Here is a 22,947-nt window from a genome sequence, read left to right as displayed (position 1 = left end):
CGGCGACACCATGGACACCATCAGCGCCATCTGGCAGGGCTCGGTGCGCCACCGGCGCTTCGCGCCGCGTAGCCACGCCTTCTCTTATGGCCTCTTCATGCTGGGGCTGGATCTGGACGAGCTGCCGGGGCTCAGCCAGGGACGCTGGTTCGGCGTGGAGCGGGCGGGGCTGCTCTCCTTTCGCCGCCGCGACTATCTGGGTGGCGGCGAGGGCAGCCTCAAGCAGGCGGTGTGGGACAAGGTGACCGCCCTTGGCGGCGACGCCGAGCCGGACGGCAGGGTGCTGCTGCTTGGCAACGTGCGCTGCCTGGGATTCTACTTCAGCCCGGTCAACTTCTACTTCTGCTATCGGGAGGGGGAGGCGCGCTATCTGCTGGCGGAGGTGTCGAACACCCCCTGGAACGAGCGTCACTACTATCTGCTGGATCTGGCGGCCCTGGCGCCCCACGACAAGGATTTTCACGTCTCCCCCTTCATGGGGCTGGCCATGCGCTATCACTGGCGCATCCGCCCGCCCGAAGAGGAGACGCTGATCCATATCGAGAGTCATCCCAGATCCGGCGAGGCCAAGCTGTTTGACGCCACCCTGGCGCTGCGCCGGGCGCCGCTGTCGCGCCCTGGGCTCGCGGCCCTGCTCGCCCGCTGGCCCTGGATGACCCTCAAGGTGCTGCTCGGGATCTACTGGCAGGCCCTGCGTCTTTTTATCAAACGAACTCCCATTTTTAGCCATCCGGAGAGCCGCTAATGGAACTTGCTCAATCAACCCTCTCTGCCTCTTTCATCGACAAGGGGGCCAGGCAACTGCTGCTCACTCTGCTGGGACGCCTCGAACAGGGGCAACTGCTGCTGCGGGACGGCAACGAGCGCCACAGCTTCGGGGTGGCGGGCACTGACCTGCACGCCGAGGTGGTGGTGCAGGATCCCGCCTTCTATCGCCGACTGCTGCTGGGGGGCAGCATAGCCGCCGGTGAAACCTGGGTGGAGGGGCTCTGGACCAGCCCGGATCCGGTGGCCCTGGTGCGGCTGCTGGCGCGCAACCTGACGCTGCTCGACACCCTGGAGCGGCGACTCGGCTGGCTCAGCTTCCCCTTCAACAAGGTGCGTCATTGGCGTAGTCGCAACACCCTGACCGGGTCGAGATCCAATATTGCCGCCCACTATGATCTCGGCAACGCCCTCTATCAGGGCTTCCTCGACAGCCACATGCAGTATTCGAGTGCCATCTACCCCCATGCAGAGGCCACCCTGGAGCAGGGGCAGCAGGCCAAGCTGCGCACCATCTGCGAGCGGCTCGAGCTGGGACCGGAGGATCACCTGCTGGAGATAGGCACCGGCTGGGGCGGCCTGGCTGTCTATGCCGCCCGCCATTACGGCTGCCGGGTGACCACTACGACTATCTCCCAGGCCCAGCATGATTACGCAAAAGAGTGGATTGCCCGGGAGGGGCTGGGGGATCGCATCACCTTGCTGCTGGAGGATTACCGCAAGCTGGAGGGTCGCTTCGACAAGCTGGTCTCCATCGAGATGATAGAGGCGGTGGGGCACGCCTTCCTGCCGGACTACTTCCGTCAGCTGTCGCGCCTGCTCAGACCAGGCGGCCGCCTGCTGATCCAGGCCATCACCATAGCCGATCAGCGCCACGCCCAGTATCTGCGCGGTGTCGACTTCATCCAGCGCTACATCTTCCCCGGCGGCTGCCTGCCGAGCGTCTCCCAGATGGCGGGGCTGCTCGCCCGGGAGACTGACATGCAGCTGGTGCGGCTGCACGATCACGGCCACCACTATGCCCGCACCCTGGCCCACTGGTGCGAACGCTTCCTGGCGCTGGCCCCCGAGCTGCCGAGGCTCGGCTACAGCCAGGACTTCATCCGGCTGTGGCACTTCTATTTTGCCTATTGCGAGGGGGGCTTCTGGGAGCGGGCCATCAGCCTGGTGCAGCTGGAGGCGGCCAAGCCGGGCCCCCTCGGCTGGTCCGGTGATCTGCCAGTAAGCGGTCACTGACCATGTGGCAGTGGGCCCACCTGCTGGGATTCAACCTCTACTGGTTGCTGGCGGTGAAATGGCAGCAACCTGGCCCGCTGCTGCTGATGTTGTCGCTCCATTTTCTCTTCTCCCCCCGCCGTCGGTATGACTGGCGGCTCATACCCGTGGCCCTGGCAGGCTGTCTGCTCGACATCCTGCTCTGGCGGCTCGGTCTGTTCCAGTTTCCGGCCGGTTTCCCGCTCTGGCTGTTGCTGCTCTGGTGCGGTTTTGCCCTGACCCTCTCCCACGGTCTGCGCTGGCTTAGGCCCTTGCCGCGCTGGCAGCAGGCGCTGTTTGGCATGGTGGGGGGGGCGAGCTCCTATGTGGCGGGGGCTGCCATGGGGGCCGTACACTTACCCTGGGGCATCTGGATCAGCACGGCGCTGCTGGCGGTGATCTGGATGGGGTGGTTACCCGTACTGCTGTGGGTAACGGTGACGCTGGAGGGTGAGCCGAGATGAACACCTTTTCGACCGACGCCTTGTTGTTTTCCAAATGGACCAAGGAGAGCCAGTACGAGCTGGCCGACCGCTTCTACCTGGTGGTGGCCTGCCAGCGGGATGCGCGAGGTCAACTGGCGAGCGTGGTGATGCAGGATATCAATACCCTGCAGGAACAGGAGATGGACTGGCATGAACTGGAAGATCCCACCCATTGGCACATGGGGTGGAGCTAGCACTTTGCTGGCGGCGCTGACGCTGCTGTTTGCCAGTGCGGTGCAGGCCTCTGCCACCCCCTGGCAACAACTGAGCCCGGTCGGGCAGGGGGAGATGAGCTGGCTCTGGTTCAAGCTCTATGACGCCACCCTCTACAGCGCGAGCGGACGCTACGAGCCGGGTCGCTATCCGCAGGCCCTTACCCTCACCTATGCCAGAGCCATAGAGCGGGAAGATCTGCTGAGCGCCACCGCCGCCGAGTGGCAGCGGCTTGGCCTTGGCAGCGAGACGGATCGCGAGCGCTGGCTCGGCCGGCTCGCCGCCCTCTGGCCCGATGTCGGGGCAGGGGACAGACTCACCTTCTATGTGGACAGTGCGGGAGCCGGTCACTTCTGGTGGCAGGACAAGCCCCTGGGTTCCCTTGCCGATCCCCAGTTTTCCGCCGCCTTTCTGGCCATCTGGCTCGCCGACAACAGTCGCGATCCCGCCCTCACCCGCCGCCTGCGCGGCCAACCCTGATACTGGAGTTCCTCATGACCTTCCATCGCACATGGCGCCTTCTGCTGCTGTGGTCACTGTTGTTGCTGACTGGTTGTGGCGCCAGCCTCGATGACTATAGAGGGCAGGGCCCGAACTGGGATCTAGCCCGTTTCTTCAATGGCAAGCTGGTGGCCCATGGCCTGGTGACGGACCGTAGCGGCGAAGTGACCAGTCGCTTTCGGGTCGAGATGCAGGGGCGCTGGCGAGAGGGCAAGGGGGAGCTGTTCGAGCAGTTCTATTTCGATGATGGCCGCCAGCAGACCCGCACCTGGTTTCTGAGCAAGGGGGCGGATGGTCACTGGCGCGGCACCGCCTCGGACGTGGTGGGTGAGGCGGTGGGCAAGACGGCAGGCTTTGCCCTGAACTGGCGCTATCAACTCGATCTGGCCTTGCCGGACGGGGATGTGGTGCGGGTGAGCTTCGATGACTGGATGTATCTGCTGGATGAAGATCGCCTGATCAACCGCGCCGAGATCAGCAAGTTCGGCATTCATCTGGGGGAGGTGATCCTCTATATCGAGCGGCTTGAGCGATGAGAGCGGGTGTTTTTCCTGCTGACGATAGGCAGTCGCTATCAATGGGCAAGGTACAAGCAATTGTCCTTTGAGTCTGTGCGGGGATATGCTGACTCCGTTCCCGATAATGTTAACCACCTGGAGGTGAATGATGAAGAGCCCCATTGGTCTTGATACCGTTCAATCACAAGCCCTGGCCGCCGAGCTGAACAAGTTGCTGGCCAGCTACCAGATCCTCTACATGAACGTCCGTGGTTTCCACTGGAACATCCGCGGCAACCAGTTCTTCGAGCTGCACCTGAAATTCGAAGAGATCTACAACGATCTGCTGTTGAAAGTAGATGCCCTGGCCGAGCGCATCCTCACCCTGGATGGGGTGCCCCTGCACAGCTTCAGCGACTACATCAAGGTCTCCGCCATCCCCGAGCAGAAGGGGCTGCACGACGGCCGTGCCTGCGTCGAATCCCTGCTGGAGAGCTTCCGCGAGTTGCTGGTGGCCCAGCGCCGCATCCTGGGGCAGGCCGCCGAGGCCGGTGACGAGGGCACCGCCTCCATCCTCTCCGACTATGTGCAGCAGCAGGAGAAACTGGTCTGGATGCTGCGGGCCTATCTGGCCTGATGAAGTCAGGGCCGGATGCCACGAGTGGCGCCGGCCCGATAGTTCCGCCATCCCCTGTTGCTGCAATCCTGAATTGTCTTTGATGTTATCCACCCGCTTGCCGCCCTCTCTGGGCGGCTTTTTTGTTTTTGATCTGCATCAATGAAAACTTAATTGGTAAATTGAATGCCTATTAAGTTTTTCTAGAGGGGAATAGAATCGCCACAAAACAAACAACTGAAATGTCCAATTAGGAGAGGCATGATGTTTTGTGTGCAATGTGAACAGACAATTCGTACCCCCGCAGGCAATGGCTGCGCTTACGCACAAGGCATGTGCGGCAAGACGGCGGAAACCTCGGATCTGCAGGATGTGCTGATCTATGCGTTGCAGGGTCTCAGCGCCTGGGCCCTGGCCGCCCGCGAGCACGGCATGATCGACGACGAGATCGACGCCTTCGTGCCCAAGGCCTTCTTCGCCACCCTCACCAACGTCAACTTCGACTCGGCGCGCATCGTCGGCTATGTGAATCAGGCGATGGCCTATCGTCAGCAACTGGCCGCCAAGCTGGCACCGCTGGCGGTACAGGTAAGCGATCTGCCCGCCGCCGCCCGCTTCGAGCCGGGTAGCGAGCTGCTGGAACAGCTGGCCCATGCGCCCCAGACCGCGGTCAATCGCGGCAAGAGCGAGGTCAATGAAGACATCATGGGGCTGCGCCTGCTCTGTCTCTACGGCCTCAAGGGCGCCGCCGCCTACATGGAGCATGCCCGGGTGCTGGATCAACAGGATGCCGGGGTAGCCGCCGAATTCCACCGCATCATGAGCTGGCTCGGCACGGATCCCTGCGATCTGGATCCCCTGTTCAAGTGCGCCATGGACATAGGCCTGCTCAACTTCCGCATCATGGAGATGCTGGATCTCGGCGAAACCACGGCGTTTGGCCACCCAGAGCCGACCCAGGTGCGCGTCACTCCGGTGCCGGGCAAGTGCATCCTGGTCTCCGGCCACGACATGGTGGATCTCAAGCTCATCCTGGAGCAGACCGCAGGCACCGGCATCAACGTCTATACCCACGGCGAGATGCTGCCGGCCCTGGCCTACCCCTTCTTCAAGCAGTATCCGCACCTGGTGGGCAACTACGGCTCCGCCTGGCAGAACCAGCAGAAGGAGTTCGCGAACTTCCCCGGCGCCGTGGTGATGACCTCCAACTGCATCATCGACCCTAACGTCGGCAACTACAGCGATCGCATCTTTACCCGCTCCATCGTCGGCTGGCCCGGGGTGACTCACCTGGAAGGGGAGGACTTCTCCGCCGTGGTGGCCAAGGCCCAGGCGCTGGAAGGGTTCAAGCACGTTGAGCTGGAGCACTTCATCACCATAGGCTTCGCTCGCAACGCTCTGATGCAGGCCGCCCCCGCAGTGATCGAGAAGGTCAAGGCCGGCGAGATCAGCCACTTCTTCCTGGTGGGGGGCTGTGACGGCGACCGTGCCGAGCGCGCCTACTACACCGAGTTCGCCAAGGGAATACCGCAGGACAGCCTGCTGCTCACTCTGGGCTGCGGCAAGTACAAGTTCAACAAGCTCGACTTTGGCGACATCGGCGGCATTCCGCGCCTGCTGGACGTGGGCCAGTGCAACGACGCCTACTCAGCCATCCAGCTCGCCCTGGCGCTCTCCGAAGCATTCGAGTGCGGCGTCAACGATCTGCCGCTGACCCTGGTGCTCTCCTGGTTCGAGCAAAAGGCCATCGTCATCCTGCTCACCCTGCTGGCGCTCGGGGTGAAGGACATCCGCACCGGCCCGACCGCTCCGGCCTTCCTCACACCGGCCCTGCTCAAGGTGCTGGAGGAGCAGTTCGGCCTGAAAGGGACCACCACGGCCGAGGCCGACTTGGCCGAGATCCTGGCGGCCTGATCCATTCAGCATGTTGTAAGCCTTTGGCGAGCCTGATGGCTCGCCTTTTTTTCAAGACGATAGCTTCAAGACAAGAGGAGCCTTGCGATGACCTCCACCTCTCTCACCCTGCGCTGCATTGGCCGTCGTGCGGACACTCACGACGTGACAAGTTGGCAGTTTGTCGCCACCGAGGGCACTCTGCCTGCCGTGCTGGCCGGCCAGTGTGTGACCCTGCACACCGAGATTGACGGCAAGCCCCAGTGCCGCGCCTATACCCTCTCTTCCAGCCCGCAGGATCCTTTCTGGCAAGTCACCATCAAGGACGTGGGGCTGGTCTCCCATCATCTGCACCAAACCTTGCAACTGGGGGACCAGATCCGGGTTGACGGCCCCTTCGGCGACTTCAATCTGGCGGTGCTCCCCTGCGAGCGGCCGCTGCTGCTGAGCGCCGGCTCCGGCATCACCCCCATGTGGGCCATGCTGCGCGGCGAGCTGGCCAAGCGACCCGATGCGGACATTCGCTTTATTCACAGCGCCCGCTCGCCAGAGGATGTGATCTTCGCAGATGAGCTGGCCGCGCTGGCCGAGGCCCATGCCGGGCTGCGCCACGCACTGATACTGGAACAGGCGCCGACGGCTCATCCCTGGGTGGGCCGACTCAGCCCGGAGATGCTGAGGGAACTGGCGCCGGATCTCTTGAGCCGCCACGTCTACCTGTGCGGACCCGCCCCCTACATGGCGGTGGTGAGCGCCATGCTGGCAGAGCTGGGGTTGCCGGCGGCGCAGCTGAATCAGGAGTCCTTCGGCCTGCCTTCTGCGGCATCGAGTGCGGCGCCAGTTGCGGCCGACAGCGACCACTTCTGGCTTACCCTGAAAAAGAGCGGCAAGAAGGTGAAGATACTGCCGGGCCAGACCCTGCTGGCGGCGCTGGAGGGGGCGGGAGAGACCATGATGGCCGCCTGCCGCGCCGGGGTATGCGGGGCCTGTCGCTGCACCACGGAAGGGGAGATAGAGCGCCAGAGCGTGATGACGCTGAGTGCGCAGGATCTGGAGAGCGGGGTGGCGCTCGCCTGCTCCTGCACCGTCAGGGGGGATGTCGGCCTCGACTACTGAGGGGGTCATAGGTATCCCGAGCTTTTCCCGCGCGGGCAGGGCGGGTAGACTCTGACCCAGTTTCAGCAAAGCACGGGATAAAAAATGACAATTCTGGTCACGGGCGGCGCCGGCTATATCGGCTCCCATACACTGGTTGAGCTGCTGGGCGCCGGCCAGCAGGTGGTGGTACTGGACAACCTCTCCAACTCCTCCCCCGAGTCCCTCAGGCGGGTCGAGCGGATCACCGGCAAGCCGGCCACCTTCGTCGAGGGGGACATTCTGGACAGGAGCTGCCTGCAACGGCTGTTCGCCGCCCACAAGATCGAGTCTGTGATCCACTTCGCCGGCCTCAAGGCGGTGGGGGAGTCCAGCCAGATCCCGCTCACCTACTACCAGAACAACGTGACCGGCACCCTGGTGCTGTGCGAGGAGATGGCCAGGGCCGGCGTGTTCCGCCTGGTGTTCAGCTCCTCGGCCACCGTCTATGGCGATCCCGCCTCTGTGCCCCTGAGGGAAGATTTCCCCACCAGCGCCACCAACCCCTATGGCCGCTCCAAGCTGATGGTCGAAGAGATTCTGCGGGATCTCTCCAAATCCGATCCCCGCTGGTCCATAGTGCTGCTGCGTTACTTCAACCCGGTCGGTGCCCACGAGAGCGGCCTCATCGGGGAAGATCCCAACGGCATTCCCAACAACCTGCTGCCTTACATCAGCCAGGTCGGCGTCGGCAAGCTCAAGGAGCTGGGGGTATTCGGCAACGACTACCCGACGCCGGACGGCACTGGCGTGCGCGACTACATCCACGTGGTGGATCTCGCCATCGGCCACCTCAAGGCGCTGGCCCGCATCGAGCGCGACACCGGGGTCTTTACCTATAACCTCGGCACAGGTCAGGGCTATTCCGTGCTGGAGATGGTCAAGGCGTTCGAAACTGCCAGCGGCCGCCCCATTCCCTACCAGATCAAGCCCCGTCGCCCCGGCGACATCGCCGAGTGCTGGGCCGAGCCTACCCTGGCCCGGGACGAGCTGGGCTGGCAGGCCGAGCGCGGTCTGGCGCAGATGATGGTCGACACCTGGCGCTGGCAAAGCAACAACCCGAACGGCTATCAGGCCTGATAACACCTCGGATAGCAAAACGCCCCGGCATGCCGGGGCGTTTTTTTACGAGAGAAGAGCGGGTTACTGAATGCTCTTGCCGGCGCGCACGTCCTTGACGATGGCCTTCAGGCTCGCCAGATCCCGTGGCGCACCGCGCAGGATCTGGTCGCCGATGATGAACCCCGGGGTCCCCGAGATGCTCATGGCTTCGGCCAGGGCACGGTTGGTACCCAGGTTCTGATCTATGCTGCCATCCTTGATCTTGGCCTCGACCTTGCTCCAGTCCACCCCGGCGGACTTGGCGATGGCTTGCACCTGGGCCTCGTCGGCCAGCGACCCTTGATGGGCGTACAGCTTGTCGTGGAAGGCCTGGAACTTGTCGGGCTGGCCGAGCTGCACCGCCAACGCCGCGCGGGCGGCGTAGTAGGAGGTCTCGCTCAGGATGGGGAACTGCTTGTAGATGTAGCGGATGTCCTTGTCTTCATCGAGCAACTGTTGGACGAGGGGATGGGCCCGCTTGCAGTAGCCGCAGTTGTAGTCGAAGAACTCGACCACAGTCAGGCTGCCCTTGGGGTTGCCACTCTCGGGATCCTTGTTGGCGAAGAGTTGCTTGGCATGTGCCTCGATCAGCGTCTTGTCATTCTCGGCCTGCTGGCTCTCCTGTTTGGCACGCAGGGCATTGGACATCTCGACCAATAATTCCGGATTCTTGACCAGATAGTCGCGTACTATCTGCTCGACATCGCTCTTGGTCAGCTCGCTCGCCTGCACAGGCGCCGCAAGCAGGGTCGCGCCGGTCAGGGCGGCGAACAGGGCATGTTTGATTCTCATAAGTCCATCTTGCTGGGAATACCGTAGTGGTCACTATAGTGGGTGAGTCTGTTTTCAAGTCAAGCCATCCGGTGGAAAAAGCACGGTTGGGGTGGCGTTTGCGGGGTTTGTTGGCCATTTAGCCCAATAAATCGGCAAACGAACAGAGCGGGGATTTACAAGGGGGATCGTCATGAGTAATATGCGTCGCACTGCTGCGGAGGGGTGGCAGAGCGGCTGAATGCACCGGTCTTGAAAACCGGCGATGGGCGACCATCCGTGGGTTCAAATCCCACCTCCTCCGCCATCTATACGGCCCATCTCATTGAATGAGATGGGCTTTTTCGTATCTGCGAGTTTTCATTTCCCATCCCTTCGTCCACGCCATTCTCTTCTTACATTTCACCGCCATTTCACCGCGTCGGCGCGGCCGATCTCAGGCCACCCATCAGGTTCCCCGTCAGAAGCACCATCATGTCGGAGCATTGCACATGTCCCGAGCGGATCGCCTGGGTCAGGCTAGCTCCCTACTGTCGATAGGCATCGATGGGTGGCAGAGCCGGAAGAGCGCGCGCTCAATCTGGATGGAAGGTTGGTATCGCACTCGTCCGTCCCCTGGGAGCGGCAGATCATGGGGGGACGTTGAAGGGACTGGTTGCATTGATCATTTCAATATTTCTTGTATAGTTGAATTCATGAAATGAATTAAGGGAAAGTCCCATGAACAAAGAGATCGCCACCAAGGTATTCGAGTCCCTCGCATCCGGTATTCGCCTCGATGTGTGGCGTCTGCTGGTCAAGGCCGGACTGGAAGGGCAGGTGGCCGGCCAGCTGGCCAGCGAGCTGGACCTAGCCCCCAACACCCTGTCGTTTCACCTCAAGGCCATGCTGCACGCGGGCCTGCTCTCGGTGGAGCAGGAGGGGCGTTTCTTGCGCTATCGCGCCAACATTCCCCTGATGCTCGATTTGATCGGTTATCTCACCGAAGAGTGCTGCGCCGGTCATCCGGAGGCTTGCGGTCTGGCGGAGATCCATCCCCTGGGCGCCAATGGTCAGCCGCGTTCGCCCTGTTGCGACGAGTCGTGCTGACGCCCGCCCGGCATCGCCGCATGCCGAGCCCCCATTCCCACTCCCATCCTGACGAGACATGGAGCCACTGCTTATCATGCACCCCTTTGACATCCTGAACCTGGACAACGGCGCCCGCCTTGTCTTCACCCCCTGTCCCGGCACTAGGGAGGCTTCCTTGCTGGACTCCCTCAAGACCCTGCAAGCCGCCGGAGCGGATGCCGTGATCACCCTGATGCCGGGGGCCGAGCTGGTGCGGTTCAAGGCCGATGACTTGCCCGCCGAGTGTGAGGCCTTGGGGCTGGCCTGGTTCCAGCTGCCGGTTGAGGACGATTGCGCCCCCGAAGCACCGTTTGCCGAAGCCTTTGCCAACCACAAGGCGGATCTGCTGGCGCGTCTGGCGGCAGGTCAGACCCTGGCCATTCATTGCCGTGGCGGTTCGGGACGTACCGGACTGATGGCGGCCATCCTGCTGCTGGAATCGGGTTACGCCCCCACACAGGTCAAGTCGCTGGTACAGGGGCTGCGCCCCAAGGCGCTGACATTGGCAGCGCACCTCGACTACCTCCACAACCACCATGCATTCGCCGGTTAAGGAAAACAGCATGACCATCAAAGTGGGTATCAACGGGTTTGGCCGCATGGGCCGCCTCTCGTTTCGCGCCGCCTTCGACTGGGCGGATGTGGAGTTTGTGCGCATCAATGACCCGGCTGGGGATGCCGCCACCCTGGCACACCTCATCATCTTCGATTCGGTCCATGGCCGCTGGCACCATGAAGCCAGCAGCGAGGGGGATGAGATGGTGATCGGTAACCATCGCATCCTCTGCACCCGCAACAAGGAGATAGGCCAGACCGACTGGTCCGGCTGTGATGTGGTGATCGAGGCCTCCGGCAAGATGAAAACCAAGGCCCTGCTCAATGCTTATCTGGAGCAAGGGGTGAAGCGGGTCGTGGTCACCGCGCCGGTCAAGGAAGAGGGGGTCCTCAATGTCGTCATGGGGGTCAACCACCATCTCTACGACAAGGCGCAGCACCCCATAGTGACGGCGGCCTCCTGTACCACCAACTGTCTGGCGCCCGTGGTGAAGGTGATCCACGAGCAGCTCGGCATCAAGCATGGCTCCATGACCACCATTCATGACATCACCAACACCCAGACCATTCTGGATGCCCCCCATAGCGATCTGCGCCGTGCCCGCGCCTGCGGCCTGAGCCTGATCCCCACCACCACGGGGTCTGCCACCGCCATCACCCACATCTTCCCCGAGCTCAAGGGCAAGCTGAACGGTCATGCGGTGCGGGTGCCGCTGGCCAACGCCTCCCTCACCGACTGCGTGTTCGAGGTGAACCGTCCCACCACCGAAGCCGAGGTCAATGGCCTGCTCAAGGCTGCTGCGATGAACGAGCTCAAGGGGATCATGGGCTATGAAGAGCGCCCGCTGGTGTCGGTGGATTACAAGACGGATCCGCGCTCCTGCACAATCGATGCACTCTCCACCATGGTGGTCAACGACACCCAGGTGAAGATCTACGCCTGGTATGACAACGAGTGGGGCTATGCCAACCGCACCGCCGAGCTGATGCGCATGGTCGGTCAAATGGACAAGGCGCAAGGATAACCCGCCATGGCACTGACCCGACTCTCCCCCGAGGCTCGCCAGTATCTGCTGGTGACCGGCAACTACTGGGCCTTTACCCTGACCGATGGCGCCCTGCGCATGTTGGTGGTGCTCTACTTCCATGGGCTGGGTTACAGCCCGCTGGCCATCGCCTCCCTGTTTCTCTTCTACGAGATCTTCGGGGTGGTCACCAATCTGGTGGGGGGCTGGCTCGGTGCTCGCCTCGGGCTCAACCGCACCATGAACATCGGCCTCGCCCTCCAGGTGCTGGCGCTGGGCATCTTGTTGGTGCCGCCGCTCTGGCTGACGGTGCCCTGGGTGATGGGGGCGCAGGCACTCTCGGGAGTGGCCAAAGATCTCAACAAGATGAGTGCCAAGAGCTCCATCAAGTTGCTGGTGCCGGGAGAGGCGCAGGGTCAGCTCTACCAGTGGGTAGCACTCCTGACCGGCTCGAAGAATGCCTTGAAAGGGATGGGCTTTTTCCTTGGTGGCGCCCTGCTGACCCTGCTCGGGTTTCAGGGCGCCGTGCTGGTCATGGCACTGGCGTTGGCGCTGGTCTGGTGCATCAGCATGCTGACCCTGAAACGGGATCTGGGCAAAGCCAAAAACAAGCCCAAGTTCAGGGAGATCTTTTCCAAGAGCCGCGCCATCAATTACCTCTCCGCCGCCCGCCTGTTCCTGTTCGGTGCCCGCGATGTCTGGTTTGTGGTGGCACTGCCTGTCTACCTCGCATCCAGCCTTGGCTGGGATCACTGGTATGTGGGGGGCTTCCTGGCGCTCTGGATCATCGCCTATGGCGTGGTTCAGACCCAGGCCCCCCGCTTTACCGGCAAGCGAGAGGGGCGGGTGCCCGATGGCAAGGCTGCGATGCGCTGGGCACTGCTACTCGCACTGACACCGGCCCTGATTGCCCTGGCGCTTCATTACGATCTGCACCCGGCCATCAGCCTGGTGGGAGGGCTGATGGTGTTCGGCGCCCTGTTTGCCATCAACTCCTCCCTGCACAGCTACCTCATCGTCAGCTACGCGGGCTCTGACGGGGTCTCGCTCGATGTGGGCTTCTACTACATGGCCAATGCCCTGGGACGCCTGCTCGGCACCCTGCTCTCCGGGCTGGTATTCCAGCTCTACGGTCTTGAGGCCTGCCTCTGGATCTCCACCCTCTTTGTCCTGTTGGCGGCGCTGATTTCAATCGGTTTGCCCCGCCAGCAGCCGCCCGTTTCATCCTCTCAGGGAGTCTCTTGATGAGTACCAATGCCTGCTGCGATCTGCCCGTCAGCAAAAAAATGCGTTTTCTTGACCGCAATCTCACCCTCTGGATCTTCGTCGCCATGGCCATCGGGGTGGGGATCGGTTATCTCTTCCCTCAGGTGGCCCAGTGGAATGAGGCTATGTCGGTCGGCACCACCAATGTGCCGCTGGCCATCGGCCTTATCCTGATGATGTATCCGCCGCTCGCCAAGGTGAACTACGCCACCATGGGCACTATGACCCGTGACCGTCAGGCCATCACCCTCTCACTGGTGATGAACTGGTTGATTGGTCCCATCCTGATGTTCGTCATCGCCCTGGTGTTTTTGCATGATCAGCCGGGCTACATGGTGGGCCTCATCCTGATCGGCCTGGCGCGTTGCATCGCCATGGTGCTGGTGTGGAACGATCTCGGCGGTGGCAGCAAGGAGTACGGTGCGGGCCTGGTGGCCCTCAACAGCGCGTTTCAGATCCTCACCTACAGCTTCCTGGCCTGGCTGTTCATTACCGTGCTGCCGCCGCTGTTCGGCCTGCAGGGCTTCGCAGTGGACATCACCATGCTGGATATCGCGCAGAGCGTGTTGATTTATCTCGGCATTCCCTTCCTGGCAGGCTTCTTGAGCCGTCACTATCTGGTCAAGGCAAAAGGGGAGAAGTGGTACACCGAGCGCTTCATTCCGGCCATCTCCCCCATCACGCTGATCGCCCTGCTGGCCACCATAGTGCTGATGTTCAGTCTCAAGGGGGAGATGATCGTCGAGCTGCCCATGGATGTGCTGCGGGTCGCCGTGCCCCTGGTGGTCTATTTCGTGCTCATGTTCTTCACCAGCTTCCTGGTGGGCAAGAAGCTGGGTATTCCCTATGACAAGAACGCCTCCATCGCCTTTACCGCCACCGGCAACAACTTCGAGCTGGCCATCGCGGTCTCCATCGCCGTGTTTGGCTTGAGTTCGGATCAGGCCTTCGCCGGCGTCATCGGCCCCTTGGTAGAGGTGCCCGTGCTGATCGCTCTGGTCAACGTGGCCCTGCGCATGAAGCGCCACTATGGCAAAGCGGAGGCGCAGGCATGAGTGACAGTGCTATTACCATCTACCACAACCCGGCCTGCGGCACGTCGCGCAATACGCTGGCGCTGATCCGCAACTCGGGCGTTGAGCCGACCGTTATCCACTATCTGGAGACACCGCCGAACCGTGAGACCCTGGTGGCCTTGATTGCCGTCATGGAGATGCCGGTGCGGGACCTGCTGCGCAAGAATGTGCCGCCCTATGAGGGGCTGGGACTGGCCGAGGAGAGGTTCAGCGATGACGACTTGATCGACGCCATGCTGGCGCATCCCATCCTGATCAACCGGCCCATCGTGGTGACGCCGCTTGGCACCATGTTGTGCCGCCCGTCAGAGATGGTGTTGGATATCTTGCCGAGCCCTCAGCAAGGGGCCTTCAGCAAGGAGGATGGGGAGCAGGTGGTGGATGCACAAGGAAAACGCATCAAGTGACCCAACCAACCGGTGCGCCCCCCTGCCTGATGACGGCATGGCAACAGCATGAACATGAGCTCTATGGGTGGCTGCTCAAGCAATCTGGCAGCCCGATGGATGCCGATGATCTGCTGCAAGAGACCTTCTTGCGGGCAATCCGCCAGCAGAGCAAGTTCTGCGCCATCGAGAATGCCAGGGCCTGGCTGTTTGAAGTCGCCAGACATCTGCTGATCGATAACAGCCGCAGGCAGCGCACCTGGTTGCCACTGCACGACGATTTGGCGATGGCGCAAGGTGAGCTCGATGCGGTGGATTCGCTTGCTTCCTGTCTGCCGAGGGTGCTGGAGAGAATGGCGCAGAGTGACAGGGAGATCCTGAGACACTGTGATCTGGAGGGGATGAAGCAGGCGGACTTTGCTGTCAGGCATGGTTTGACCCAGGCTGCCACCAAGTCCCGTTTGCTGCGGGCCAGGGAACGCTTGCGTCAGCAGCTCTCTCTGGACTGTCAGGTCAGGCTGGATGAGGCCGGTCGAGTCTGTTGCTTCACCCCGGTGGTGAAGTGAATCCCCCAGAACCTCCAGACACGCTGTTGCTGATGGAGATAGGCCGATCGCCATGGGATATGCGTGCTGCAACCCGGTTTTGAGGGTAGTGAGTCAACAATCAGGAACATATGATGAGTTCTCTTGAGATCCAGAAAGTCAGAGATGATGCGATAGAGTGGGCATTGACTCACGGCGTGGCCTTCAAGGAGTCGCTGTATTCTGCCGTGCATACACCGTTTACCCTGACGCCGACACCGATCAGCCGGGGAGACTACCAACATTTGAAAGGCGTGGCGCAGACCTTGAGCAAGCTGATCTATGCCGTCTCTGAGGGTCATGGTTTTTTATACGATGCCATTCATCCCATCGCGGCGGGAGATCCCTTCTTATCAGCCCTGCTCAGCATGCATCAACACATACATTCATCACCCGGCAGCGCGCCCAGGCTACCCTTGCTCATCATGCGCAGCGATTTTATGGACGATAGGCGCAATGGTCACCAGCTGGTCGAGTTCAATGGCATCGCCGCTGGCATGGGACCATTTGGCCAGCGGATCCATGAGCTGCACCGCTATCTACGACGGCAATGGCCTGCCATCTCTATCCAGGAGTCGCATCAGACAGTGGGTGAGCTTGTCTGCAATCACGCCATTGAAGGGTTGTCAGCAGGCATTGCCGAGGCCACGTTCAAGATTAAGCGCGAGTTTGGCGACCCCGGCCCGGCCAGGTTTCTGATGATAGTGCAGGAGCATGAAAACAATGTGTTTGATCAACATCTGCTTGAGCTTGCTCTCCAGCAGAGAGGGATAGAGACACAGCGCAGAACCTTTCGCGAACTGCATAATCAACTGAGCACGGGCGCCAACGACAGGCTGATCCTCCATGGGATCGGTCCACTCGATACCGTCTACCTGCGTGCCGGATACCAATATTCGGATTATGAGGCTGCCGATCTCAACGAGCAGAGATGTTGCCAGGCGTTGATGGCGACCCGTGTGTTGATTGAACGACACAGAGTCGCCGTCAATGCCACTGTCGCTCAGCAGTTGGCGACCAGCAAGCGAGTACAAATGCTGCTGTCCTGCCTGGAAGAAGATGGATTGGTCGCATTTGGCTTGACCCCGCAAGAGGCCGACGCCGTGAGACACCGGCTGGGTGAGATGCACCCTGTGACCCCTGATAGCATCCAGGTTGTAAAAGCGGCGCCCTCCGATAGCTGGGTACTTAAAAACCAGGGAGAGGGGGGTGGGCATTGTCTGTTTGGGGCGGACATTCAGGTAAAACTGGCAACACTGGATCCCCGGCAATTTCAGGCCTGGTCGTTGATGCGCCGTTTGCATCCTGTCCCCAGAGCGATGCCAGCCTGGGTAGTGCGCAAAGGGGAGTTGCATCGGGTGACGGATTTGATCAGCGAACTGGGGATGTTCACCGTTCAGATCGATGGTAATCCAGCCAGTGCGGAGCAGAGCTTTGCGGGATATCTGATCCGTAGCAAATCGGCCGAATCGACAGAAGGGGGCGTTCATAGCGGGCAAGGTGTCCTTGACTCGCTGGTATTCAGTGATTGATGGAGGGAGGCGAAAACCACGAGATCGCGGCGCTAGCAAGAAAAACGAAAAATATGAGCATCCTTTGGTGACATGCAACGTCTTCTGGATATCACCGATGTTGATGGAGCCATTATGTTTCAGATTTTTACCGACCTCGCCAGTTGGCTGATCTACCAGCAGCTTGGCCTGAGCCCGCAAACCAGACTGGGGGATGCACTGCATTTCTTCGTGGAGGACGTGAGCAAGATCTTTGCGCTGCTGCTGGTCATGATCTACATCGTGGGCATGCTGCGGGCCTCCCTGAATGTCGAACGGGTGAGGGATTATCTGGCGGGCAAGCACAGGGGGTTGGGTTATTTACTGGGCTCCGGCTTTGGTGCCATTACCCCCTTCTGCTCCTGTTCGAGTATCCCGGTGTTCCTGGGCTTTACCTCGGCCGGTGTCCCGCTCGGGATCACCATGGCCTTCCTCATCACCTCACCGCTTATCAACGAAGTGGCCGTCCTGTTGCTGGTCAGCCTGCTTGGCTGGAAGTTCACCCTGATTTACGTGGTGGTCGGCATGGCGGTTGGCATGTTGGGAGGTGCCTTTCTGGACAAGATCAAGGCCGAGCGCTGGCTGGCCGATTTTGCCGCAGAGGCTCTCAAGCAGGGGCGGCATGACCACAATAAGGTGACCCAGCCAGATACGATGGCGCCGCCCCTATCGCTGTTGGAGCGTCATGCCTTCGCCAAGGCAGAAACCCTCACCATCTTCAAGCGTATCTGGCTCTGGGTCATTGTCGGTGTGGGGCTCGGCGCCGCACTCCATGGCTTTGTTCCTGAGGGCTGGATTGCCTCACACCTTGGTGCAGGCCAATGGTGGTCAGTGCCCGCGGCGGTTTTAATCGGCATCCCCCTCTACTCCAATGCCACCGGGGTGATCCCGGTGATGGAGAGTCTGATCGTGAGCGGCCTGCCCATTGGCACGACACTGGCGTTTTGCATGAGCACGGTGGCCGCCAGTTTTCCCGAGTTTATTTTGCTTAAACAAGTGATGAAATGGCAGTTGCTGGGCACCTTGCTGCTGGTGCTGCTGGTTTCCTTCACGCTGGTTGGGTGGGTTTTGAATGTCGTGTCGCCGTTAATGTCTTGATGAGGAGTGTGAGATGAAACAGGTCAAAGTGCTGGGCATGGGTTGTGCCAACTGCAAGAACACGGTGCAACTCATTCAGCAGGTCGTGGATGAGCTAGGGATCTCTATCCAGCTTGAGAAGGTGGAGTCATTGCCCGAGATCATGAAGTACAAGGTGATGTCGACGCCGGCAGTCGTCATCGATGACAAGGTAGTCCACGCCGGAGGGATCCCGTCCAGAGAGGCGGTGCTAAGCTGGTTCGGATGAATACAGGGGCGGGTTGACCCGCCCCCGGTTGCCTATCTCAGCAAGAGCACCGCGGTATTGGTGGTTTTCAGTATCCCCGTGGTGCTGCTGCCCACGATAAATTGTCTGACACCTGAATGGTCATAAGCCCCATCACGATAAGATTGTTCCCCACCTCGATGGCATGCCGGCTGAGCACGGCGGCGACGTCTCCTGGCGCAACTGGGTATCGACCTCGAACGCTGCACTCTTCAGCACCTGGCTGACCTGCGCTAGCTGGCGTTCATGCTCATCACACTGCGTACCGCCCATCGCCAGATCTCGCAGCAACCTCTTGAGCCGCGGACTGCTCGCCTTGGGCGCTCTTGAGTAGCAGGCGACCCTGCTTCTGGGCGAGACGGCTGCGCTGATGATCCAGCTCGGCGAGCGCTTTGAGCAGGTGCTCGCGGTTGCCAAGACCTGTGCTGCGGGAAAGCGCGGCTGGTCCTTCAAACGCATTTTTCTCCACTATGTGCCACAGGGAGATGGGCAACTCCGTGTTGGCAGAGGCTCATGCGACGGCATCGCACACCGTCGTTATGGTCGGGAGCCATCGATAGAGGCAGCAATGTTTGTCAGGATGGATTCGTTTTCGTGATCAGTGGCCAGCCAGCAGTTTTTCCACTTTTTCCGGTTTGTCGTGCACCCCGAAGCGATCGACTATGGTGGCACTGGCCTCGTTCAGGCCGAGGATCTCCACCTCAGTCCCCTCGCGGCGGAACTTGGTGACCACCTTGTCCAGCGCAGTGACGGCGGTGATGTCCCAGAAATGGGCATGGGTGAGATCGATCACCACCTTTTCCACCACCTCCTTGAAGTCGAAGCCGGCAAAGAATTGCTCGGCACTGGCGAAGAATACCTGGCCCCGAACCTGATAGGTGCGCACCGCGCCGTTGCGCTCGCTGTCGCTCTTGACCAGCATGAAGCGGGCAACCTTGTTGGCGAAGAACAGGGAGGCGAGCAGTACCCCGACAAAGACCCCTAGCGCCAGGTTATGGGTAGCGACCACCACAGCGACGGTGGCCAGCGTCACGATGCTGGTGGAAATAGGGTGGGTCTTCAGGTTGCGCACTGACACCCAGGAGAACGTTCCGATAGAGACCATGATCATCACGGCCACCAGTGCCGCCATGGGGATCTGGCGGATCCACTCATCCATGAAGACCACCATCAGGATGAGCAGGGTGCCCGCCACAAAGGTGGAGAGGCGACCGCGGCCGCCGGATTTGATGTTGATGATGGACTGTCCAATCATGGCGCACCCCGCCATGCCGCCCATCAGGCCTGCGCCTATGTTGGCGAACCCCTGGCCCTTGCACTCGCGGTTGCGATCACTTGGGGTATCGGTCAGATCATCGACGATGGCCGCCGTCATCATGGATTCGAGCAGGCCAACAACAGCCAGACCCGCAGAGTAGGGGAAAATGATGGCCAGGGTTTCCAGATTGAGAGGCACCTCGGGCCACAGGAAGATGGGCAGGGTATCGGGCAGCTCCCCCATGTCGCCCACGGTACGAATATCGATGTCCATGGTGATGGCCACCGCCGTCAGGATGACGATGCACAGCAGCGGGGAGGGCACCAGCTTGCCCACCACGGGGATTAGTGGGAACAGATAGATGATGCCAAGGCCTGCTGCGGTCATGGCATAGACCTGCCAGGTGACGTTGGTGAGTTCCGGCAACTGGGCCATGAAGATCAGGATGGCCAGTGCGTTGACGAAGCCGGTGACCACGGAGCGGGAGACGAACCGCATCAGGCTGCCGAGCCTGAGGTAACCCGCCGCTATCTGGAAGAGGCCGGTGAGCAGGGTCGCCGCCAGCAAATATTGCAGGCCATGCTCCTTGACCAGGGTCACCATCAGGAGCGCCATGGCGCCGGTCGCGGCGGAGATCATGCCGGGGCGACCCCCGACAAAAGCGATGACCACGGCGATACAGAAGGAGGCATAGAGGCCGACCTTGGGGTCGACTCCGGCGATGATGGAGAAGGCGATGGCCTCCGGGATCAGTGCTAGGGCGACGACGATACCCGACAGCAGATCGCCCCGTATGTTGGAGAACCACTCTTGTCTTGCACGTTCCAGCATGGGGATTTTCTCGCTCGTTGAGGATCCATGACCACTCGTTGCCATAGATCTGGGGTCAGGTGGCATTCTGGCAGGATCGCATTGTTGTATTGGTATGTGAGGGGTGAACAAAAACGCTCCGGTTGGGGCAACCGGAATCAGACGGCACAGAGGGTGAGTCAGGGCGGCGTGACGGTCACGCCAGAGCGTAAAACAGGCATAGGGAGCGCATGTTAACAGCCTGGGTGGCGGCATGAAAGCCCGGGGCTTTATTGCAGAAAGATTGCCCGGGAGGTTCAGGCACGCTGGTGATCACGCTCTCTTTTTTAAGCGAGAAATGCTTGTTTTAAGTGCAATCGTCATATGTTCACTATGTAATACATTGTATTTAAGTAGTTAAATTCTACCTTTGTTTCATTGGCAGCATGTTTCTCTATTGGCGATCCCTGTTCTAAAGGGGCCTGCCATTCAGCCACCTCACCCGGATGGCTCAAGCATCAGGCCTCTGTGTTGTTTCCACTTGTTGGCATGTTATTCAGCCCCTATTGGGATTCATGCTAAACAATATGGTCACCGTTTATAAGTAACTTAATAACATGAATGCAACCTACGCATTAGACCTCATCGCCCGGTTCGAGCAGGCCAGCGATGAACGCACCATAGTGGCGTTGCTGCGCCAGTTGACGGTACAGGCAGGTTTTGACTATTTCCGGTTGGCTCTGCTGTTTCCCAGCACCATACAACGCCCGGATGTCATCATCTTCAATGGTTGCCCCCAAGACTGGGTGGATGCGTATACCCAGGCAAATTTCTTTGCCATCGATCCCGTGGTGCAGCGTGGCATGGTGCAGAGCACGCCCATTCTGTGGGCCGAGCTCATGGCGCAGGGGGCATGTGATGAGCAGAGCCTGGCAGTCATGACGCTGGCGCAGGAGGCTGGGTTGCGTGACGGCATCACCTTCCCCTGGCATGGCGCCAACGGGCATGTGGGTCTGCTCTCCCTGATCACCCGTGAACCTCGCAGCGAGCAGGAGTGGCTGGCGGTCGTGCCTTCACTGACCTGGTTGTCCATGCATATCTTCGAGGCCGTGGTACGGATTTGTCTGGTGGGGTCGTCACCTCACGATGCCCTGAGCCTGCGTGAACTGGAAGTATGCCGTTGGGCAGCGGAGGGCAAGCAGGTGAGCGATATTGCCCAGATCCTGGGGATCACCCCCCGTACGGTGACATTTCATCTGAACAATGTGGTGATCAAGCTGGGGGCGAGCAGCAAGTGCCAGGCCATCTCCTGGGCACTCAAGCAGGGGGTCGTCCGCTTGAATGTGGAGCTGGCGTCCGTTGCCAATGTGGATGAACAGCAGTGATCTCGTCCGCATGGCGCAATGCGTTGCTCAAAAAACGGAATATTGAACTGGTCAGGCAATGATTGGTGGATGAAAACGTTGAAAGGCACAAGTTGTTGCGCCGCACATGCTGCGGCATTGTCGTGATGAGATGTTAACTTATTGAAATTGCTCAATTAAAAAGGATGGCATGGTCACTGCTAATGGTTTCGGTCGAGTGTCATTACCGTTCAACCCATCAGGAGCAAACTCATGCCAACTCCATGTTATATCAGCATCGAAGGTAAAACCCAGGGCAACATCACCGCCGGTGCCTTCACCTCCGACTCCGTCGGCAACATCTTCGTGCAGGGTCACGAAGACGAGATGCTGGTACAAGAGTTCCAGCACATCGTCACCGTCCCGACCGATCCGCAATCCGGTCAGCCAGCGGGCCAGCGTGTCCACAAGCCGTTCAAGTTCACCGTGGCCCTGAACAAGGCCGTACCGCTGATGTACAACTCCCTGGCCTCCGGCGAGATGCTGCCGAAAGTGACCCTGAAGTGGTACCGCACCTCGGTGGAAGGCAAGCAGGAGCACTTCTTCTCTACCGTGCTGACCGATGCCACCATAGTCGACATCGACTGCCAGATGCCTCACTGCCAGGATCCGGCGAAGTCTGACTTCACCCAGCTGATCCAGGTCTCCATGGCTTATCGCAAGATCGACTGGGAACACACAGTGGCCGGCACCTCTGGCGCCGATGACTGGCGTGCTCCCATCGAGGCATAAGCCCCGATTCTCTAGCAACGTTATTCCTTTGTAGTGCACCCCAGGGTTCTGGCGCCTTCAGTGTCAGCGGTCGCCAGACCCGTGCAAGCTTTCTCCGACCCGTTCAACCGGATGTGGTCGGAGCTTTTGTGTTTTGCCATATGGCCGCAAGGCGGCTTGATGGCAAAACACAACAGAGGCCGGTCTTGATGTGTCCCACCATGGCATTGCTCGGTGACATGGGGGCCGACCACTAAGCATTTCCCCCTCTCGGCTAGTTGTCGCCAGTCAGGATCTGTTCTTCGATAGCAAGCCCTTGGTCCGGCAGGGGGATCCGCTGCCCCCCACGACAGGCCCGTCGCAGTGGGAGCTTCGCCAGCGGTTGAATGGTGATAGGCGCAAGCAGCGGACAGGCAGGATAAGGAGTCACTGATGGCAGACAGCACAGGATTACAATTTACCGTCAAGGTGGGGGCCCTGCCCGAGAGCACCTTTGTGGTGGCCGAGTTTGCCCTGGAAGAGGGGCTCAACCAGCCATTTCGCCTGCGCCTCGAGCTGGCAAGCCCCGAACCCGACGTGGATTTCGGCGCCGTGCTAGACCAGCCGTGCGAGCTGCTGGTGTGGTACAACGGCGAGCTGCA

24 protein-coding genes, 1 tRNA gene and 1 pseudogene are annotated in these 22,947 nt (G+C 60.5%); 24 read left to right on the top strand and 2 right to left on the bottom strand.

The window, feature by feature from the left end; genetic code table 11:
• Positions 1–10 precede the first annotated feature (10 nt).
• The 10 genes from AAHB08_RS09245 to galE all read left to right on the top strand — a co-directional run bounded on the left by AAHB08_RS09245 (position 11) and on the right by galE (position 8,438).
• Positions 11–745 (top strand): DUF1365 domain-containing protein, encoded by a 735-nt coding sequence (locus AAHB08_RS09245; protein ID WP_342058832.1) that lies wholly within the window; start codon positions 11–13, stop codon positions 743–745.
• Positions 745–2,001 carry a cyclopropane-fatty-acyl-phospholipid synthase family protein gene (locus AAHB08_RS09240; RefSeq protein ID WP_342058761.1) on the top strand — a complete coding sequence of 419 codons (1,257 nt, stop codon included), beginning with the start codon at positions 745–747 and terminating at the stop codon, positions 1,999–2,001. Before AAHB08_RS09245 ends, AAHB08_RS09240 begins: the two co-directional genes overlap by 1 nt.
• A gap of 2 nt (positions 2,002–2,003) precedes the next feature.
• Positions 2,004–2,483: a DUF2878 domain-containing protein gene (locus AAHB08_RS09235; RefSeq protein WP_342058760.1), complete on the top strand. Its 480-nt coding sequence runs from the start codon at positions 2,004–2,006 to the stop codon at positions 2,481–2,483.
• Positions 2,480–2,698: a TIGR02450 family Trp-rich protein gene (locus AAHB08_RS09230; protein ID WP_139434206.1), complete on the top strand. Its 219-nt coding sequence runs from the start codon at positions 2,480–2,482 to the stop codon at positions 2,696–2,698. The genes AAHB08_RS09235 and AAHB08_RS09230 overlap by 4 nt, the downstream gene beginning before the upstream one ends.
• On the top strand, positions 2,655–3,197 hold the full coding sequence (locus AAHB08_RS09225) for a chalcone isomerase family protein (protein ID WP_162519112.1): 543 nt from the start codon (positions 2,655–2,657) through the stop codon (positions 3,195–3,197). The genes AAHB08_RS09230 and AAHB08_RS09225 overlap by 44 nt, the downstream gene beginning before the upstream one ends.
• Before the next feature lie 14 nt (positions 3,198–3,211).
• Positions 3,212–3,754, top strand: a complete 543-nt coding sequence (locus AAHB08_RS09220; protein ID WP_342058759.1) for a DUF3833 domain-containing protein — start codon at positions 3,212–3,214, stop codon at positions 3,752–3,754.
• Positions 3,755–3,884: 130 nt separating this feature from the next.
• On the top strand, positions 3,885–4,352 hold the full coding sequence (locus AAHB08_RS09215; RefSeq protein ID WP_139434208.1) for a Dps family protein: 468 nt from the start codon (positions 3,885–3,887) through the stop codon (positions 4,350–4,352).
• Positions 4,353–4,595: 243 nt separating this feature from the next.
• On the top strand, positions 4,596–6,245 hold the full coding sequence (gene hcp, locus AAHB08_RS09210) for a hydroxylamine reductase (protein WP_342058758.1): 1,650 nt from the start codon (positions 4,596–4,598) through the stop codon (positions 6,243–6,245).
• A gap of 87 nt (positions 6,246–6,332) precedes the next feature.
• Positions 6,333–7,340 (top strand): hybrid-cluster NAD(P)-dependent oxidoreductase, encoded by a 1,008-nt coding sequence (locus AAHB08_RS09205; RefSeq protein ID WP_342058757.1) that lies wholly within the window; start codon positions 6,333–6,335, stop codon positions 7,338–7,340.
• An 84-nt stretch (positions 7,341–7,424) separates the two neighbouring features.
• Complete coding sequence (galE, locus tag AAHB08_RS09200) at positions 7,425–8,438, top strand: UDP-glucose 4-epimerase GalE (protein WP_342058756.1); 1,014 nt, start codon at positions 7,425–7,427, stop codon at positions 8,436–8,438.
• 63 nt (positions 8,439–8,501) lie between these two features.
• Here the strand turns inward: galE and AAHB08_RS09195 are convergent, their stop codons facing one another.
• The gene (locus AAHB08_RS09195; protein ID WP_342058755.1) at positions 8,502–9,251 is read right to left on the bottom strand and encodes a DsbA family protein; all 750 of its coding nucleotides are present in this window, start codon (positions 9,249–9,251) and stop codon (positions 8,502–8,504) included.
• Between the two features lie 198 nt (positions 9,252–9,449).
• Here AAHB08_RS09195 and AAHB08_RS09190 point away from each other — a divergent pair.
• The 11 genes from AAHB08_RS09190 to AAHB08_RS09140 all read left to right on the top strand — a co-directional run bounded on the left by AAHB08_RS09190 (position 9,450) and on the right by AAHB08_RS09140 (position 18,127).
• A tRNA-Ser gene (locus tag AAHB08_RS09190) sits at positions 9,450–9,537 on the top strand.
• 413 nt (positions 9,538–9,950) lie between these two features.
• On the top strand, positions 9,951–10,319 hold the full coding sequence (locus AAHB08_RS09185) for an ArsR/SmtB family transcription factor (RefSeq protein WP_342058754.1): 369 nt from the start codon (positions 9,951–9,953) through the stop codon (positions 10,317–10,319).
• A gap of 76 nt (positions 10,320–10,395) precedes the next feature.
• Entirely contained in the window at positions 10,396–10,893 is a 498-nt protein-coding gene (locus AAHB08_RS09180; protein ID WP_342058753.1) for a phosphatase domain-containing protein, read from the top strand.
• 10 nt (positions 10,894–10,903) lie between these two features.
• Positions 10,904–11,920: an ArsJ-associated glyceraldehyde-3-phosphate dehydrogenase gene (locus AAHB08_RS09175; RefSeq protein WP_342058752.1), complete on the top strand. Its 1,017-nt coding sequence runs from the start codon at positions 10,904–10,906 to the stop codon at positions 11,918–11,920.
• 6 nt (positions 11,921–11,926) lie between these two features.
• Complete coding sequence (arsJ, locus tag AAHB08_RS09170; RefSeq protein WP_342058751.1) at positions 11,927–13,165, top strand: organoarsenical effux MFS transporter ArsJ; 1,239 nt, start codon at positions 11,927–11,929, stop codon at positions 13,163–13,165.
• Entirely contained in the window at positions 13,165–14,241 is a 1,077-nt protein-coding gene (arsB, locus tag AAHB08_RS09165; RefSeq protein WP_342058750.1) for an ACR3 family arsenite efflux transporter, read from the top strand. The genes arsJ and arsB overlap by 1 nt, the downstream gene beginning before the upstream one ends.
• Positions 14,238–14,669, top strand: coding sequence for a glutaredoxin-dependent arsenate reductase (gene arsC / locus AAHB08_RS09160; protein ID WP_342058749.1), 432 nt, complete (start codon positions 14,238–14,240; stop codon positions 14,667–14,669). The genes arsB and arsC overlap by 4 nt, the downstream gene beginning before the upstream one ends.
• Entirely contained in the window at positions 14,666–15,214 is a 549-nt protein-coding gene (locus AAHB08_RS09155) for a sigma-70 family RNA polymerase sigma factor (protein ID WP_342058748.1), read from the top strand. The genes arsC and AAHB08_RS09155 overlap by 4 nt, the downstream gene beginning before the upstream one ends.
• A gap of 110 nt (positions 15,215–15,324) precedes the next feature.
• On the top strand, positions 15,325–16,764 hold the full coding sequence (locus tag AAHB08_RS09150; protein WP_342058747.1) for a glutathione synthase: 1,440 nt from the start codon (positions 15,325–15,327) through the stop codon (positions 16,762–16,764).
• Positions 16,765–16,836: 72 nt separating this feature from the next.
• The gene (locus AAHB08_RS09145) at positions 16,837–17,880 is read left to right on the top strand and encodes a permease (RefSeq protein WP_342058746.1); all 1,044 of its coding nucleotides are present in this window, start codon (positions 16,837–16,839) and stop codon (positions 17,878–17,880) included.
• A gap of 13 nt (positions 17,881–17,893) precedes the next feature.
• The gene (locus tag AAHB08_RS09140) at positions 17,894–18,127 is read left to right on the top strand and encodes a thioredoxin family protein (RefSeq protein WP_005332560.1); all 234 of its coding nucleotides are present in this window, start codon (positions 17,894–17,896) and stop codon (positions 18,125–18,127) included.
• A 616-nt stretch (positions 18,128–18,743) separates the two neighbouring features.
• On the opposite strand, the gene AAHB08_RS09135 is transcribed toward AAHB08_RS09140, so the two are convergent.
• Complete coding sequence (locus AAHB08_RS09135) at positions 18,744–20,234, bottom strand: SulP family inorganic anion transporter (protein WP_342058745.1); 1,491 nt, start codon at positions 20,232–20,234, stop codon at positions 18,744–18,746.
• Positions 20,235–20,809: 575 nt separating this feature from the next.
• Here AAHB08_RS09135 and AAHB08_RS09130 point away from each other — a divergent pair.
• The 3 genes and pseudogenes from AAHB08_RS09130 to AAHB08_RS09120 all read left to right on the top strand — a co-directional run.
• Positions 20,810–21,577, top strand: coding sequence for a LuxR family transcriptional regulator (locus AAHB08_RS09130; RefSeq protein WP_342058744.1), 768 nt, complete (start codon positions 20,810–20,812; stop codon positions 21,575–21,577).
• A 231-nt stretch (positions 21,578–21,808) separates the two neighbouring features.
• The gene (gene hcp1, locus AAHB08_RS09125; protein ID WP_025327970.1) at positions 21,809–22,327 is read left to right on the top strand and encodes a type VI secretion system effector Hcp1; all 519 of its coding nucleotides are present in this window, start codon (positions 21,809–21,811) and stop codon (positions 22,325–22,327) included.
• Between the two features lie 411 nt (positions 22,328–22,738).
• Positions 22,739–22,947: pseudogene (locus AAHB08_RS09120) on the top strand (type VI secretion system tip protein VgrG); the annotation flags it as partial.

This window comes from Aeromonas sp. OTU364, from assembly GCF_038440395.1.
Taxonomy (GTDB): domain Bacteria; phylum Pseudomonadota; class Gammaproteobacteria; order Enterobacterales; family Aeromonadaceae; genus Aeromonas.
This window is presented reverse-complemented; position numbering and strand designations above follow the sequence as displayed.